The organism is Rhizobium sp. FKL33, assembly GCF_005222915.1.
Classification (GTDB): domain Bacteria; phylum Pseudomonadota; class Alphaproteobacteria; order Rhizobiales; family Rhizobiaceae; genus Rhizobium_E.
In genome coordinates this window covers 69648-83603 of the sequence record NZ_STFX01000028.1, presented here as the reverse complement: position 1 = coordinate 83603, position 13956 = coordinate 69648, and the positions used below count along the sequence as shown (strand labels likewise).

The window sequence follows — 13956 nt, the reverse complement described above, 5'->3', positions numbered from 1 at the left end:
AATCTCCTTATGCAAAATCTGAAACGCCTCTTGCCGTCCGCCTCCGCGCTCGTCGTTTTCGAGGCGGCGGGACGCCATGAGAATTTTACCCGCGCCGCCGAGGAACTGGGCATGACCCAGGCGGCCGTGTCCTATGCCGTGAGAACGCTCGAAACGCATCTGGGCGTCGCCCTCTTCCATCGCAGCCACCGGGCCGTGAGCCTGAGCGAGACCGGCGCCCGATTTCACGCCGATGTCTCGGCGGGTCTCGCCCGCATCCAAAAGTCCGCCGAGCAGTTGCGCGCCAAGGGTCGCGAAGCCAATGTCACGCTTGCCGCCTCCACGGCTTTCGCCTCGATGTGGATGCTGCCGCGCATCACCCGGCTGCGCGACGAACTTCCGGATATCGATCTGCGCATCCAGACGTCGGTGCGGGATCTCGATCTGGAAGAGGAGGGCATCCCACTCGGCATCCGCGGAGGCGAGCCCTCGCAATGGCCGTCCTATCACGCAGCCGTGCTCGCGCCGGAAGTGGTGAATGCGGTGGCGAGTCCCGCATACATCGAGTCTCTCGGCGGGCCGCCGGCGCTTGCCGACATGCCCAGTCTGCGGCTCATCCATCTCGAAGAGCCGGTGCGCGAGGCCTGCGACTGGCGGGAATGGTTCCGGAGCGCCGGCATTGACTACGCCAAACCCTACCGTCCGCTGATCATCAATGACTATGTGCTGGTTATCCAGGCGGTGTTGGCGGGAGAGGGGATCGCGCTCGGATGGAGCCATCTCATCGCCCCCCAGATCCGCTCCGGCGCCCTGGTTCCGGTCGGCGATCACGTTCTGGAGACGGGGAAAGCTTTTTATGTCGTCTGGCCGCGAGGCATAGAGCTCGGCGCTTCAGCGCGCCGCGTCCGTGATTGGCTGCTTGGCAGCGGCGGACCTATTCCCCGCTGACGCGTCTACGTTCGCCGCCGTCCTCGCTTTCGTAGCGCTGGCTGATATAGTCCAGCGTGGCGCGGGCTGGCGCGGGTTTGCCGTAGAAATAGCCCTGGCCCATATCGCAGCCGAGCCCCTTCAGTTTCAGCGCTTCCGCGAAATCCTCGATGCCTTCGGCGACGACGATCAATTCCAGGCCATGGCACATGGTCACGATCGCCTTGACGATATGTTCGGAGGCGGAATCCGTCAGCATGCGCGAGACGAAGGCGCGATCGATCTTCACCTTGTCGAACCGGAAATCGCAGAGACGGCTGAGGCTCGATTGCCCGGTGCCGAAATCGTCGAGCGAGATCCGCACGCCTGCGGCGCGCAGTTCGGAGATGATCTTGTCCGCCGTCTCGGGGTCGGACATCACGGCCGTCTCGGTGATTTCGAGCTCCAGCCGCCGAAGATCGAGACCCGTGCGGTTGATAACCGCGAGAATATTGAAAGCTGTCGCAGGATCGAGAAGCTGGGCGGAGGACAGGTTGAAGGACAGGAACAGTTCCTTGGGCCAGGAAAGCGCCGCCTCGGCCGCCTTGCGCAACAGGGTTTCCGACAGCGCGTCGATGAAGCCGCGTTCCTCCGCGAGCGGAACGAACACCGCGGGCGAGACAAAGCCGAGATCCTTGTCCTGCCAGCGCGCCAAGGCTTCGAAGCCGAGCACGGAATCATCCTTCAGCGAGACGATGGGTTGAAAATGCACATCGACTTCATCGGCGATGATCGCGTTTCGGAGCGCCTGCTCGATCTGCGTGGCGCGCTTCATCTGCTCGGCCATTTCGGTCGAGTAGACGGTAATCTGGCCGCGTCCGCGCCGCTTGGACCGGTAAAGCGCAGTCTCCGCGCTTTTCAGCAGATCGTCGAATTCGGCGCCGGCAAAGGGATGGATGGCGAAACCGAAGGAAGCCGACAACCGGACATTGCGTTCGCCGAGATCATAAGGCGCGGACAGCACCTCCTTGAGCATCGAGCCCATCTTTTCGGCGCTGCGGCGTTCGAAGACGAGCGGAAGCAGAAGCGCGAATTCGTCTCCCTCATAGCGCACCACGATCGCGCCGTCGGGAATGCAGGCCTTGAGGCGATGAGCCACCTGGCAGAGAATCTGGTCGCCGGCGGAAGGGCCGAACAGATCGTTGATCGGCTTGAAGCCGTCGAGATTGGCGATCCCGACCGTGAAGGGCGCAGGGTCGGAGGCCCGCTCCATGATCAATTGGCGCAGCTTTTCTTTAAGTCTATACTTGTTTCCGAGCCCAGTCAGGGCGTCGGTGAAAGCCAATCGATGTAATTCGCTCTGGCTGGCTGGCAAATCACCCGTGTCAGCAACGGTCATTAGTGTGTCCTGCTTCTATACGCCCCTGTTGAATTCAGACTGCCGTTGAAGTGTTAAGAAACACCTCCGGCTTTCCGTGGATTTTCGCCTTACTGCCGACAATTGCGGTTTATCCCGCCGATCTCGCATGGAATGGCGATTTGGCCGGCCGATTTCCTGCGGCGCCGCGGGGTGCGTAATGGCGCTCCAGCAGGGGACCGATGCTCTCGGGACTGATCGGCTTGACCGCCACGTCGAGGAAACCGGCCTCGTGTAATTCGGGAATATTCTCCTGCGCCGAAGGCGGCGGCATGGCAAGAAAAGGCGTCTCGGCCTGCAGGGCGCGCGCTTTTTTCATGAAGTCGCCGAGGCTCATGTCCGGCAGCGTCGTGTCCACGAGCGCCAGCCCGATCTTACGTTGAGCCAGCACCACGAGAGCAGCCTGGCCTGTCTCCGCCAGCGCGTAACTCAGGCCCAGGCTGTCGAGAATCTGCGCCAAAGCCAGCCGGTTGACCTCGCGATCCTCTACGGCCAGCACGTCGATCGGTTGGTCTGGCGCCGGTGTCGCAAGCGCATCGCTGTCTTCGCCCTCCTGGCGCCGTTCGCGCGCGGCGAGAAACAGCGCGAGATCGCTCATCAACGCGTTGACGGAGGACAGGACGCGAACCGGCGTCCTGCCATTGGTCGCGATAGGGGCGAAATGCACCGCGCTTTCGTCGAGCAGAATGAGGTCGAGCCGGATTCCTGCCGCGTCCAGCGCAGGCAGGAATTTGTCGAGCTCGGTCGGTGACCGGATGATGCACAGTTCCACGCCGATATCTGCGGCGTTTGCGATATAGCGGGCCTCATCCACCGAGCGCGTGGTGGCGAGCGCCACCCGCAGCGATTGATCGGATTGCGCGCGCGCATTGAGGGCAGGGTCCCGCGCGCTCTCGAGGATGGTGCTTGCGTCGGCGACGATGGCCGGATTGATTTCAGCTTCGGGCGTCGTCTCGAATGTCATGACGATGTAATGCGCTCCCGGTCGCCCGATCCGCCGGGAACGATGCTGGATGCGGGAGGATGCGTCGTCACCACTGCGGATCTCGACGATCGATGTCTGGTCTTCGCCGCTGCTGAGGAGTTTCCAGTTGGCTTCCTCGAGAGCGCCGGCGACCTTGGGCGCGAAAATGTCCCAGACAGATCTGCCGATCAAACGTTCCGGCTTGAGGTCGAACAGTTCCGAAAAGCGCTTGTTGACGGCGGCGTAGTTCAGGTTGCGATCCTTGACGGCGACGCCGATCGGCAGAGCATCGAGTATTTCCTCGGTGAGCCTCACCCGCTCCTTATCCGCGTTCCAGATGCGTTCTTTCTTCTTGTATTCGGTCACGTCCTGCAGCACCGTGAGGCCCAGACCGGAGGAAAAGCGGCGGCTGACCACGTGGAACCAGCGATCGCCGGGGCCGTGCTCGATCTTGTCGACGCGTTCTTTCCAGCCGGTTGCGACGCGGTCGCTCACCCAGTCTTCTTTCGGAACATCCTTATGGGCCTGTTGCGCGCCGAACCGGCAGCCGGCGTCATAGAGGGCGGCATAAAAATCGCGGACGCGAGAGCCGGGCCGGATGACGCTTTCGGGCATTGGAAAATAATGCAGCAGGCGCACGCTGGCGAAGGCGATATTGTCGAGCCTGTCGGTCACGAAAAGGGCCGCGCCGAGACCCTCGCAGAATATCTCGAGCAAATTGCATTGCAGAACGGCGTCGAAGGACGGGGCATCGTCCATTTCAGGCTCCCGCTGGCGGCGGTATTATCGATGCATGCTGGCGACGCCTGAACGGGCTTTGGCTGGTTCTCCTCCCGATCGCCCCAGCCGGCGATCAGAACCCGCGCCGCATCGGCTTTCGCCGACGCCCATGATCATTTCAAGACCTGAACGATTGTCATAGGAAGATTAATCCGAGTTTAATCAAATGCGATGGAGCGCATGAAAAGCGGAAAAATATCATGTATTTATCGCGATCAGTGTCATTCCGCGGCTTCATGCCGGGGCTTGATCAGCGGCTCGGGCTGCACAGGCTGGTTCGAATACAGCATTTCCCGGCCGGCGGAAATGCCGTCCTGCGCCTGAATGGCGAGACGCATTTCATCGCGCTTGCGGATATCGTCCTTGATGGCTGCGGCGTCCGCCTCCGTCATGCCCAGGGCTTCGAGCGTCTTCTGGCCGAACAGAAGGCCGGACTCCAGCGTCTCGCGCAATTCGTAGTCCACGCCCTTGGCCAGGAGCGACAGGCTGTGAACGCGATCGTAGGAGCGCACGAAGATCTTGGCGTCAGGATATTCCGACTGCACGAGATCGACGATGCGGTCGGTGATGTCGCGGTTATGGGTGCAGATGGCGATGATCTTGGCCTTCTCGATGCCGGCCGACACCAGCACATCCTTGCGCGTGCCGTCGCCGAAATAGATCCGGAAACCGAAGCGGGACGCCTGCCGGATGCGATCGGCTGAGTGATCGATGATCGTCACCTCCCGACCGGCGGCAAGAAGGATCTGCGCGGCGATCTGGGCGAAGCGCGAAAAACCGATGATGAAGACTTCCGCCCCCGCGCCTTCGAAATCCTCTTCCAATTCCTCGCGGCGTTCGCTCCGGACGATCAGCTTCGGAAGCGCAGCGACCAGGGGCGTCAGCGCCATGGTGACGGTGACGATAGCGATCAGCAGCGAGGCCGAACTCTGCGGAAACACCGCCGCGCCCGCCGCCGTCGTGAATAGCACGAAGCCGAACTCTCCGCCCTGCGACAGCAGGAAACCGATGCGGGCGCTGTCATTGTAGGATGAGCGTCCGATGCGGCAGAGCGCATAGATCGTCGCCGCCTTGACGCTCATGATCACCGGCACGCTGATCAGGATGAGCAGCCAGTTGTTGAGAACGACGTTGAGATCGAGCGACAGGCCGACCGCCATGAAGAACAGGCCGAGCAGAATGCCGCGGAACGGCTCGATATCCGCTTCCAGTTCATGTCGGAAGGACGATTCCGCCAGCATCAGTCCAGCGAGAAAGGCGCCCATGGCCATGGAGAGACCGGCAAGCTCCATCAGAGCGCCGGCGCCCAGCACCACGAAAAGGGCCGCGGCGATCATCGCCTCGCGGGCGCCGGTGCGACCGATGATCTGGAAGAGCGGTGTCAGCAGGAACCGACCTGCAAGAATAAGCGCCCCCACCGAGCCGATCGCGATGGCGGCGCCGGTCCAGGTGAAACTCTCGCCGCTGTCTGGCGCGATGAAGCTCGTCAGCGCCAGAAGCGGCACGATGGCGATGTCCTGGAAGAGCAGGATGGAGAATGCGCGCTGTCCATGCGCGGTGTTGAGGTCGCTGCGCTCTTCCAGGATCTGCAGCGCGAACGCAGTCGAGGACAGCGCGAGGCCGAAGCCGGCGACAATGGCGCCTTGCCAGCCAAGAAGGCCGGCCCAGTGAACGAGCGAGCTGAGAACGGCGCCGGAGATCAACACCTGCGCGCTGCCGAGCCCGAAAATGTCGCGCCGCATCTGCCACAATCGCGCCGGCTTCAACTCGAGCCCGATGATGAACAGCAGGAACACCACGCCCAGTTCTGCGAAAGACAGGATCTCTTCGCCGTCGGTGATGTGGTTGAGCACCGGGCCGATCAGGACGCCCGCCGCCAGATAGCCGAGCACGGTGCCGAGCCCCAGCCGCTTGAACAGCGGCGCGGAGACGACAGCGGCGCCCAGAAGGAGCAGCGCTTCGCTGATGACGGCATGGGATTGGCTCATGAATGGGGTCCAGTTCCGGATTCGTTGCCGCCATATAGCCGGGCAGGCCGCTTCCCCGTCAAGATAAGCCTGCCAACCCTTGATGATTTTGAATCAGCGCCATAAATGGAGCGGAGCAGAAAGGCCGACCATGCAAGAGCCCATTGATTCCCGTCATCTCCTCGACCGCGCATCCGAACTCGTCGACCTCGCCCGCAAGGCGGGCGCCGACGCTGCCGACGCCGTGGTCGTCCGCTCCCGCTCCCGGTCGGTCTCGGTCCGCCTCGGCAAGGTCGAGGGCGTCGAATCCTCCGAAAGCGATGATTTCTCGCTACGCGTCTTCCTCGGAAAACGCGTAGCGAGCGTGTCGGCCAATCCCGGCTTCGACCTCAAGACGCTGGCCGAACGGGCCGTGGCGATGGCCAAGGCCTCGCCGGAAGACCCGTTCGCCTGCCTGGCCGACGAAGCCGATCTCGCCCGCGATGCGCTTGATCTCGGTCTTTTCGATCCCACCGAGGTCGATTCCGCGCAACTGACCGATGCGGCGCTTGCCGCCGAAGCGGCGGCGCTCGCCGTGCCCGGTGTCACCAATTCGAGCGGCGCGGGCGCTTCCGCCTCCATGGGCGGGCTGGTGTTGGTGACGTCGCACGGCTTTTCCGGCTCCTATATGGCCACCCGCTTCGGCCGCGGCGTCAGCGCCATCGCTGGCGAAGGCGTCAATATGCAGCGCGATTACGAGGGCGACAGCCGCCTGCATTTCGCCGATCTCGACGCGGCCGAAGAGATCGGCCGCAAGGCCGGTGAACGGGCCGTCCGACGCCTCAACCCGCGCAAGGCCGACACCGGCGCAGGCCTCACCGTCATTTACGATCCGCGCGTCTCCCGCGGTCTCGTCGGCCATATCGCCTCCGCCATCAACGGCGCGGCGATCGCCCGGAAGACCTCGTTCCTCAAGGACAAGATGGGTCAGCAGATCCTGGCCCGCGGCCTCAACATCACCGACAACCCGTTGATCCACAAAGGATCGTCGTCGCGGCCGTTCGATGGCGAAGGCGTGCGCGGCGACGCCATGATCATGGTGGAAGACGGCGTTTTGAACCACTGGTTCCTTGCCACCTCGGCTGCCCGCGAGCTCGGCCTCAAGACAAACGGCCGTGGGGTCCGCGGCGGCAATTCCGTGTCTCCGTCCTCCACCAATCTGGCGCTCGAGCCCGGCGAGGTCTCGCCTGAGGATCTGATCAAGGGCGTGACGTCGGGGTTTTACGTCACCGAGATGATCGGCCACGGCGCCAATCTGGTGACCGGGGAATATTCGCGCGGCGCTTCCGGTTTCTGGATCGAGAATGGCGAACTGACCTATCCGGTCTCAGAAGTCACCATAGCCTCGAACATGAAGGACATGTTCCTGACGATGGTCCCGGCCAACGACATCGATCGCAAATATGGCGTGGCGGCCCCAACCGTGCTGATCGAAAACATGACGATCGCCGGAAAGTGAAAGTGACGGTCCTTTGACATTTTCCCATGCAGATGATCTGGAGCTTCTGCGCGAAGCGGCTTTGGCTGCCGGTCGCGTCGCGCTCGGCTTCTTCCGCAATGATGTCGAGGTGTTCTGGAAGAATGGCGGCGCTTCGCCGGTCACCGCTGCTGATCATGCCGCCAACGATGTTCTGAAGACGCGTCTCCTCGCCGCTCGGCCGGATTATGGCTGGCTGTCGGAAGAGAGTGAGGATGATGTCTCGCGCCTCGGCGCGCCTCGCGTTTTCGTCATCGACCCGATCGACGGCACGCGCGCCTTCATGAATGGACGCGAAACCTGGGCGGTGAGCGCTGCGGTGGTGGAAGACGGGCGACCCGTGGCGGGCGTGCTCTTTGCGCCTGCGCTCGAAGAACTCTATCTCGCCGACGCCGGCGGCCGCTCCGAGAAAAACGGCAAGTCGATCGAAGTGGCGGCAGGCGCCGCCGGAGGGCGATTCACGGTCAGCGCCGCCGACGACGTAATGGGGCGTCTCAATGCAGATCTGCGCGCCCGCACCGACAAGGTCGGCCGCATTCCCTCGCTTGCCTATCGCCTGGCGATGATCGCCGACGGGCGGCTGGATGCGACCCTGGTCAAGCCGGACGCCCATGACTGGGATCTCGCCGCCGCCGAACTCATTCTCGCCAATGCCGGCGGGGTCCTGAGCGATGCCGCCGGCAAAGCCATAGTCTACAACAGGCCGGACACAAGCCATGGACTGCTGGTCGCGGCGCGGGCCGATTTGCATCGTCAGGTCATCGACGCGCTGTCCACCTGAGAGACTCAGCACGGGATGGCGCGTGAATCCGGCCATGTCTCCATTGACTTTGCATCGGATTGCCGCAATTCCATGTCCTCGTGCCTATCCAATCTGTCCAAAAGAACTCAATAAGAAAAGGAAGCATCCATGTCCGACGCAGCGGGCTCCAAGCAACTCCTTCACCTGGTTTTCGGCGGCGAACTCACCACGCTTGGCGCGACCGAGTTCAAGAACCTCGACGAACTTGATATCGTCGGCATCTATCCGGATTACGCTTCGGCGTTGACGGCTTGGAAGTCCAAGGCCCAGCAAACGGTGGACAACGCCCATATGCGCTATTTCATCGTGCATCTGCACCGTCTCCTCGAGCCGTCCCAGGGCTGACGGATGATCAAGGGAACAGGCGCATGAGCAGCCTCCGCGCTCGGGCGGCCCTCTGGGCCTACCGCTGGGCGGGCGTGGTCGCCTATCCGGCGATCAACACGCTTGTCGCCATTCGTTCGGCGCGCGGCAAGGAAGAGCGCGCGCGCCGCTCGGAGCGCTATGGCTATGCGAGCGCGGCGCGTCCGGAAGGTCCGTTGGTCTGGGTCCACGCCGCGAGCGTCGGCGAAACCAACGCCATGGTTCCGCTGATCAAGGAAATCTCGCGGCGCGGCATCACGGTGCTCCTGACCACCGGCACCGTCACGTCGGCGACGGTCGCGAATGCTCGCCTGGCCGGCTATGTGATCCATCAATATGTGCCGCTCGATCTCAAGACGGTGGTCGACCGGTTCCTCGATTATTGGCAGCCGGATCTCGCTCTGTTCGCCGAATCCGAGATCTGGCCCAACACGATCATGGCGCTCGGCAAGCGCCATATTCCGCAGATTCTCGTCAATGCGCGCATGTCGGATCGCTCGTTCCGCCGCTGGTCGTCATTTCCGAACGTCGCCTCGACATTGTTCGAAAACCTCGCGCTGGTGATCGCCCAATCCGAACTCGACGCCAGCCGATTCCAGGATCTAGGCGCCCTGCCGGTGCTGGTGTCGGGCAATCTGAAGGCTGACAGCGACATGCCGGAGGCCGATGCGTCTGCTCTCATGCGCCTGCGCCAGCAGATCGGCGGCCGGCCGACCTGGGCAGCCATCTCCACCTTCGATGGCGAGGAAAAAGCGGCCGGACAGGTGCACAAGGCGCTGAAATCGCGCCTCGATCTCCTCAGCATCGTCGTTCCGCGTCATCCGGAACGCGGCGACGACATCGAAGCGATGTTCAAAGAGCAGGGCCTGGCGGTGGCGCGACGCAGCCGCGGCGAACAGATTTCCGCCGACACCGACGTCTATCTCGGCGACACGATCGGCGAGATGAGCCTTTATCTGCAACTAACCGAGGTGGCGTTCGTGGGACGCTCGCTGACGGCGGAAGGCGGACAGAACCCGCTGGAGCCGGCGATGATGGGCTGTGCGGTGTTGTCGGGCGGCCATGTCGGCAATTTCCGGGAGAGCTACCAGATGCTGGCGCGCAACGGCTCCGCCCGCATGGTGCGAGACACGGAAATGCTGGCCAAGGGCGTCTATTATCTGATCACCAACGAACCGGCGCGTCACCAGATGATCGACGCCGGTCTCCAGACGGTGCATCAGATGCGGGGCGCGCTCTCGGCGACGCTGCGCGGGCTGGAGCCCTATATCAATCCTTTGACCATGAAGGCGCGGCTGATGCCGCGCGCCAGCGCCAATGGCGGATGACACGATGACCAGATTTTCCGCGATCCTGTTCGATAAGGACGGCACGCTTCTCGATTTCGACAAGACCTGGGAGCCGATCAACCGTCGCGCCAGCCTGTTCGCCGCCGATGGCGATGTGGTGCTGGCCGATCGCCTGATGATCATCTGCGGCATGGACCCCAAGACCGGCAAAGTATCGGCCGGCAGCCTGTTCGCCGCCGCCGCGCCCAGCGAGATCGCCGCAGCCATGGCGCAGGGCGGCTCGCCCTATGAGGCTGACGAATTGACCGGTCATCTCGACCGGTTCTTCCTCGAAGGCGCGGCCAATTCCGTGCCGGTCACCGATCTTCCGGCGCTGTTTTCGCGCCTGAAGGGCAGGGGGCTGAAACTCGGCGTCGCCTCGTCCGACAATGAAGCCTCGATCCGCCTGATGGCGGAACGGCTCGGCGTCATCGGGCTGCTCGACTATATCGCCGGCTATGACAGCGGTCATGGCGTGAAGCCCGGTCCCGGCATGATCGACGGCTTCGCGCGGCAAGTGGGCGTGTCCGTATCCGAGATCGTCATGGTCGGCGACAACACCCATGATCTGCATATGGCGCAAAACGCCAAGGCCGGTCTCGCCGTGGGCGTGCTGACCGGCACCAGCGGCCGCGACGCGCTGGCCCCCGACGCCGACCATGTCCTGGCGAGCATCGACGAACTGGAAGCGCTTCTCGATCGCCTCTGAGAGCGAAGATCGCCCCCTTCATACCGCTTATCCTTGCTTTTCCTGAATTTTTCGCGTTCTCTGATGTCGTTTATCACCTTCAACGCGAAAGACAGGGTCTCGCGACGACGCGGGACGGACGCGATGGTATCGGATTCACCGCCCTTCTGGTGGCGGAAGACCGGATGGGAGGCCTTGGCGCTCGCGCCGATCTCCTGGATCTATGGGGCCGTTGCGGCGCGAAACCTGCGCCGCGGCGCCCGTGCGCCGCTTCCCGTTCCTGTTGTTTGCGTCGGCAACTTCACCGTCGGCGGCGCCGGCAAGACGCCCACCGTCATTGCCCTGGCCAAGGCCGCGACAGCCCTGGGTCTCAAGCCCGGCGTGCTGAGCCGCGGCTATGGCGGCAGCATCGATCGCACCACGGTCGTCGACCCGCTTCACCATCGCGCCCGTGATGTTGGCGACGAACCGCTGCTGATCGCCCGGCACGCCCTGACGGTGATCGCGCGCAAGCGGCTTGATGGAGCGAACCGGCTGATCGCCGAAGGCGCCGATCTCATCATCATGGATGACGGTTTTCAGAGCGCGCGGCTGCATTTCGATTACGCGCTGATGGTGATCGACGCGCGCCGCGGCATCGGCAATGGCCGCATCGTGCCCTCGGGGCCGGTGCGCGCGCCCACGGGGTTGCAGTTGAAATACGCCACCGCCCTCCTGAAAGTCGGCGAGGGCGTCGCCGCCGATCCCTTCATCCGGCTGGCGGCGCGGATCGGCAAGCCGGTGATGGAGGCGAAGATTGCGCCGCGCCAGTCTGACGACCTCGCGGGCAAGCGGGTTCTGGCTTTCGCGGGTATCGCAGATCCAGAGAAATTCTTCCGCACCGTCCGCGACATCGGCGCAGATCCGGTCGCCACCCGCTCCTTCGGCGACCATCAGCATCTGACCGATGACGAGATCGAGGACATTCTGTCGACCGCGGATCGGGAGGAACTGGTGATCGTCACCACCGCCAAGGATGCCGTGCGCCTGATCGGCCATCATGGCCGCGCCGAGGATTTGGCTCGCCGCATGCGCGTCGTCGAGGTCGACATGGCCTTCGACAATCCGCAAGCGCCCGGTTTGATCATCAGGGAAACCATAGAGGCGGCCCGGCGGCGCCGGTCCTCGGGCAAGACCCCGCGGGCCGTGTAAAAATTGCAACGCCGCAGCCGTTTTTGTTGATTCCGTCAGATGCGCTATTGCGGAAAACACCGATTTTGGCGAGCACTGCGATATGGTTAATCGGAAAATAATAAAGTGAAATTCGAGCAATTTCTTTATGCGCTGACCATGTCGGCGCTGACAGTCTGTTCGGCGCATGCGACTGACGTGAGGATGACTTCCGTCGACGAGGCTCTCTGGCTTCAGGGCGGCGTTGGCGTCATGAATGTTCAGTCGCGCGAATATGTCTATCTCGGCAAGAACAAGGCGAGCGAGCTCGACTGGGACGCCAAAGGCGTCCCGGTCTACTCCCTGACCACAGGCGCCGATCTCGGCGGAGGGTGGCGGCTCAAGGGCTCTGTCGATGTCAGCGTCGATGGCGACGGCCATATGGTCGATTATGACTGGGTGCCCGGATACGCCGTGGACCAGACCAAGGATGGCTGGAGCGATCGCTCCATTCACCCCGACACGCAGCTCGAATATTATGTCAGCGGCAAGGTCGAGCTCGGGCGCACGCTCTTCAGCGACGAGACCGGCGACCTCAGCGCCGGCGGCGGCTTCCAGTATACAAGGCTGCGCTGGAACGCCTATGGCGGCTCCTACATCTATAGCGATGGCGGTTTCCGCAACGACGTCGGCGAGCTTCCCGACGGCCTGAAGGGCATCACGTATGAGCAGCGGGTTCCGACCTTCTTCGCAGGACTGGACGGATCGAAGCGATTTGATCGACTGACCCTGTCCGGCGGCGTCAAGGGCGGGGTGACGCTCGGGATCGATGACATCGACGACCATTGGCTGACGGGCACGCGCACCTATGGCGATGTCCAGGCGGCGCCGGTGCTGATGCTCAATGCCGCTGCCGACTTCAGGATCACCGGGGCGACTTCGGTCTATTTCGCGGCCAAGTTCGAAAACACCTTCCGCGAGCGGGGCGACATGCGAGAGGTGGACACCGCCACAGGGGCTGAAACCATCTACCGAGACGCCGAAGGAGCTTCTCTCCGGACGATGTCCGTTCAGTTCGGCATTCGCGCCCGCTTCTGATGATTGTTGACTTCAGGGCCGGGGCGATGCGTCTCGGCCCTGTCTTGTATGCGGAAGCGGTCGGCATGCGCCCAGATCCTGACCGCGTGCAAGTCCAGAGACTTTTGAGGACGATGTCATGAGCGATGCTTTTGCATTCATGTTCGCTTTCTACGGGCTGCTGCTCGGCTTGGCCGTGGCGGAGATCGCCTCCGGCTTTTCACGCGCCTACGCCAACCGCCATATCCGCCGGCTGGGCGTCATCGCGCCCCTGTTCGGCGTGTTGCTGCTGGTCGATCTCATCACGTTCTGGATGAATGCCTGGGCCTATCGTGACCTCGAAAAGATCAGCTATGTCGTGGCCTTCGCGGTCGCCGTGGTCGCATTGCTCTATTATTTCGCGGCGACGCAGGTGTTTCCGAGCGCGGGCGACACCGACACGCTCGACGATCATATCATGATCCACCGCCGCGAAGTGGCGTTCTGCGTGTTGCTGAGCAATCTCTTGACGCAGATTCCGCCGGCTGTCCTGATGTTCAAGGAGTCCTGGCCGCTGTCGAACATCGCGATCTGGTCGGGGCTCAACCTGACCTATTACGCGCTTCTGTCCACCGCCGCTCTGGCGAAAAGCAAAAAGATCATCGCGACCGCATTGGGCGCAGCCATCCTTCTGGTCACCGGCGCGACGGCGATCTTCGCATGACGGCCTTGAGTTGGCTGTCCGTGGCCGGAAGCCGAAGCGTCAATTGGTCGGGATATGGCCCGCGCGCTTTTCGGCGTCCAGGGAAGCGGCTGCGTCCGCATAGGCTTCCTGACGGTCGACGCTCCAGTATTTCAGTTCGTCGAGCGGGATCTGGCGCCCAGTGACGGCGCAGACGACATAGCCGCCGGGCAGCAGGATCTGGAAATCGCCGTCGAGATAGCGAATTTTGGCTTCGCGGCTTCCGCTTCCTTCAAACCGGTTCATATTCAATCCTGCTGATCATCCGTATCGGGCCGATATACAGAGCCGCGCGGTTC

13 protein-coding genes are annotated in these 13956 nt (G+C 62.9%); 9 read left to right on the top strand and 4 right to left on the bottom strand.

Annotated elements, in window-relative coordinates; genetic code table 11:
• The first annotated feature begins 9 nt into the window (after positions 1 to 9).
• Complete coding sequence (locus tag E8Q41_RS17435; RefSeq protein WP_137156830.1) at positions 10 to 927, top strand: LysR substrate-binding domain-containing protein; 918 nt, start codon at positions 10 to 12, stop codon at positions 925 to 927.
• Here E8Q41_RS17435 and E8Q41_RS17430 read toward each other — a convergent pair.
• The 3 genes from E8Q41_RS17430 to E8Q41_RS17420 form a co-directional block, all read right to left on the bottom strand.
• Positions 914 to 2284 carry an EAL domain-containing protein gene (locus E8Q41_RS17430; protein ID WP_137156829.1) on the bottom strand — a complete coding sequence of 457 codons (1371 nt, stop codon included), beginning with the start codon at positions 2282 to 2284 and terminating at the stop codon, positions 914 to 916. The two genes, E8Q41_RS17435 and E8Q41_RS17430, sit on opposite strands and share 14 nt — an antisense overlap.
• Before the next feature lie 109 nt (positions 2285 to 2393).
• A complete protein-coding gene (locus tag E8Q41_RS17425; RefSeq protein ID WP_137156828.1) occupies positions 2394 to 4025 on the bottom strand; it encodes a PAS domain-containing protein in 1632 nt (543 codons plus the stop codon).
• A 242-nt stretch (positions 4026 to 4267) separates the two neighbouring features.
• Positions 4268 to 6034 (bottom strand): monovalent cation:proton antiporter-2 (CPA2) family protein, encoded by a 1767-nt coding sequence (locus tag E8Q41_RS17420; RefSeq protein WP_137156827.1) that lies wholly within the window; start codon positions 6032 to 6034, stop codon positions 4268 to 4270.
• A gap of 130 nt (positions 6035 to 6164) precedes the next feature.
• Between E8Q41_RS17420 and E8Q41_RS17415 the strand changes: the two genes are divergently transcribed.
• From E8Q41_RS17415 to E8Q41_RS17380, 8 genes are all read left to right on the top strand, one after another.
• Positions 6165 to 7511 (top strand): TldD/PmbA family protein, encoded by a 1347-nt coding sequence (locus E8Q41_RS17415; protein WP_137156826.1) that lies wholly within the window; start codon positions 6165 to 6167, stop codon positions 7509 to 7511.
• A 13-nt stretch (positions 7512 to 7524) separates the two neighbouring features.
• A complete protein-coding gene (locus E8Q41_RS17410) occupies positions 7525 to 8310 on the top strand; it encodes a 3'(2'),5'-bisphosphate nucleotidase CysQ (protein WP_137156825.1) in 786 nt (261 codons plus the stop codon).
• Positions 8311 to 8439: 129 nt separating this feature from the next.
• Positions 8440 to 8676, top strand: a complete 237-nt coding sequence (locus E8Q41_RS17405; protein ID WP_137156824.1) for a DUF4170 domain-containing protein — start codon at positions 8440 to 8442, stop codon at positions 8674 to 8676.
• A 23-nt stretch (positions 8677 to 8699) separates the two neighbouring features.
• Positions 8700 to 10022, top strand: coding sequence for a lipid IV(A) 3-deoxy-D-manno-octulosonic acid transferase (waaA, locus tag E8Q41_RS17400; protein WP_137156823.1), 1323 nt, complete (start codon positions 8700 to 8702; stop codon positions 10020 to 10022).
• 4 nt (positions 10023 to 10026) lie between these two features.
• A complete protein-coding gene (locus tag E8Q41_RS17395; RefSeq protein WP_137156822.1) occupies positions 10027 to 10731 on the top strand; it encodes an HAD family hydrolase in 705 nt (234 codons plus the stop codon).
• Between the two features lie 123 nt (positions 10732 to 10854).
• A complete protein-coding gene (gene lpxK / locus E8Q41_RS17390) occupies positions 10855 to 11901 on the top strand; it encodes a tetraacyldisaccharide 4'-kinase (protein WP_137156821.1) in 1047 nt (348 codons plus the stop codon).
• 105 nt (positions 11902 to 12006) lie between these two features.
• On the top strand, positions 12007 to 12957 hold the full coding sequence (locus tag E8Q41_RS17385) for an omptin family outer membrane protease (RefSeq protein WP_137156820.1): 951 nt from the start codon (positions 12007 to 12009) through the stop codon (positions 12955 to 12957).
• A gap of 118 nt (positions 12958 to 13075) precedes the next feature.
• On the top strand, positions 13076 to 13639 hold the full coding sequence (locus E8Q41_RS17380; protein ID WP_137156819.1) for a hypothetical protein: 564 nt from the start codon (positions 13076 to 13078) through the stop codon (positions 13637 to 13639).
• Between the two features lie 39 nt (positions 13640 to 13678).
• Here E8Q41_RS17380 and E8Q41_RS17375 read toward each other — a convergent pair whose 3' ends face one another.
• Positions 13679 to 13903: a DUF2093 domain-containing protein gene (locus E8Q41_RS17375; protein WP_137156818.1), complete on the bottom strand. Its 225-nt coding sequence runs from the start codon at positions 13901 to 13903 to the stop codon at positions 13679 to 13681.
• Positions 13904 to 13956: the final 53 nt, after the last annotated feature.

What these genes read in the sequence shown, in the direction of transcription:
- E8Q41_RS17435 (WP_137156830.1), top strand. Translation starts at nt 10, where the DNA reads ATGCAAAATCTGAAACGCCTCTTGCCGTCCGCCTCCGCGCTCGTCGTT.
- E8Q41_RS17430 (WP_137156829.1), bottom strand. Translation starts at nt 2,284, where the DNA reads ATGACCGTTGCTGACACGGGTGATTTGCCAGCCAGCCAGAGCGAATTA.
- E8Q41_RS17425 (WP_137156828.1), bottom strand. Translation starts at nt 4,025, where the DNA reads ATGGACGATGCCCCGTCCTTCGACGCCGTTCTGCAATGCAATTTGCTC.
- E8Q41_RS17420 (WP_137156827.1), bottom strand. Translation starts at nt 6,034, where the DNA reads ATGAGCCAATCCCATGCCGTCATCAGCGAAGCGCTGCTCCTTCTGGGC.
- E8Q41_RS17415 (WP_137156826.1), top strand. Translation starts at nt 6,165, where the DNA reads ATGCAAGAGCCCATTGATTCCCGTCATCTCCTCGACCGCGCATCCGAA.
- E8Q41_RS17405 (WP_137156824.1), top strand. Translation starts at nt 8,440, where the DNA reads ATGTCCGACGCAGCGGGCTCCAAGCAACTCCTTCACCTGGTTTTCGGC.
- waaA (WP_137156823.1), top strand. Translation starts at nt 8,700, where the DNA reads ATGAGCAGCCTCCGCGCTCGGGCGGCCCTCTGGGCCTACCGCTGGGCG.
- E8Q41_RS17395 (WP_137156822.1), top strand. Translation starts at nt 10,027, where the DNA reads ATGACCAGATTTTCCGCGATCCTGTTCGATAAGGACGGCACGCTTCTC.
- lpxK (WP_137156821.1), top strand. Translation starts at nt 10,855, where the DNA reads ATGGTATCGGATTCACCGCCCTTCTGGTGGCGGAAGACCGGATGGGAG.
- E8Q41_RS17380 (WP_137156819.1), top strand. Translation starts at nt 13,076, where the DNA reads ATGAGCGATGCTTTTGCATTCATGTTCGCTTTCTACGGGCTGCTGCTC.
- E8Q41_RS17375 (WP_137156818.1), bottom strand. Translation starts at nt 13,903, where the DNA reads ATGAACCGGTTTGAAGGAAGCGGAAGCCGCGAAGCCAAAATTCGCTAT.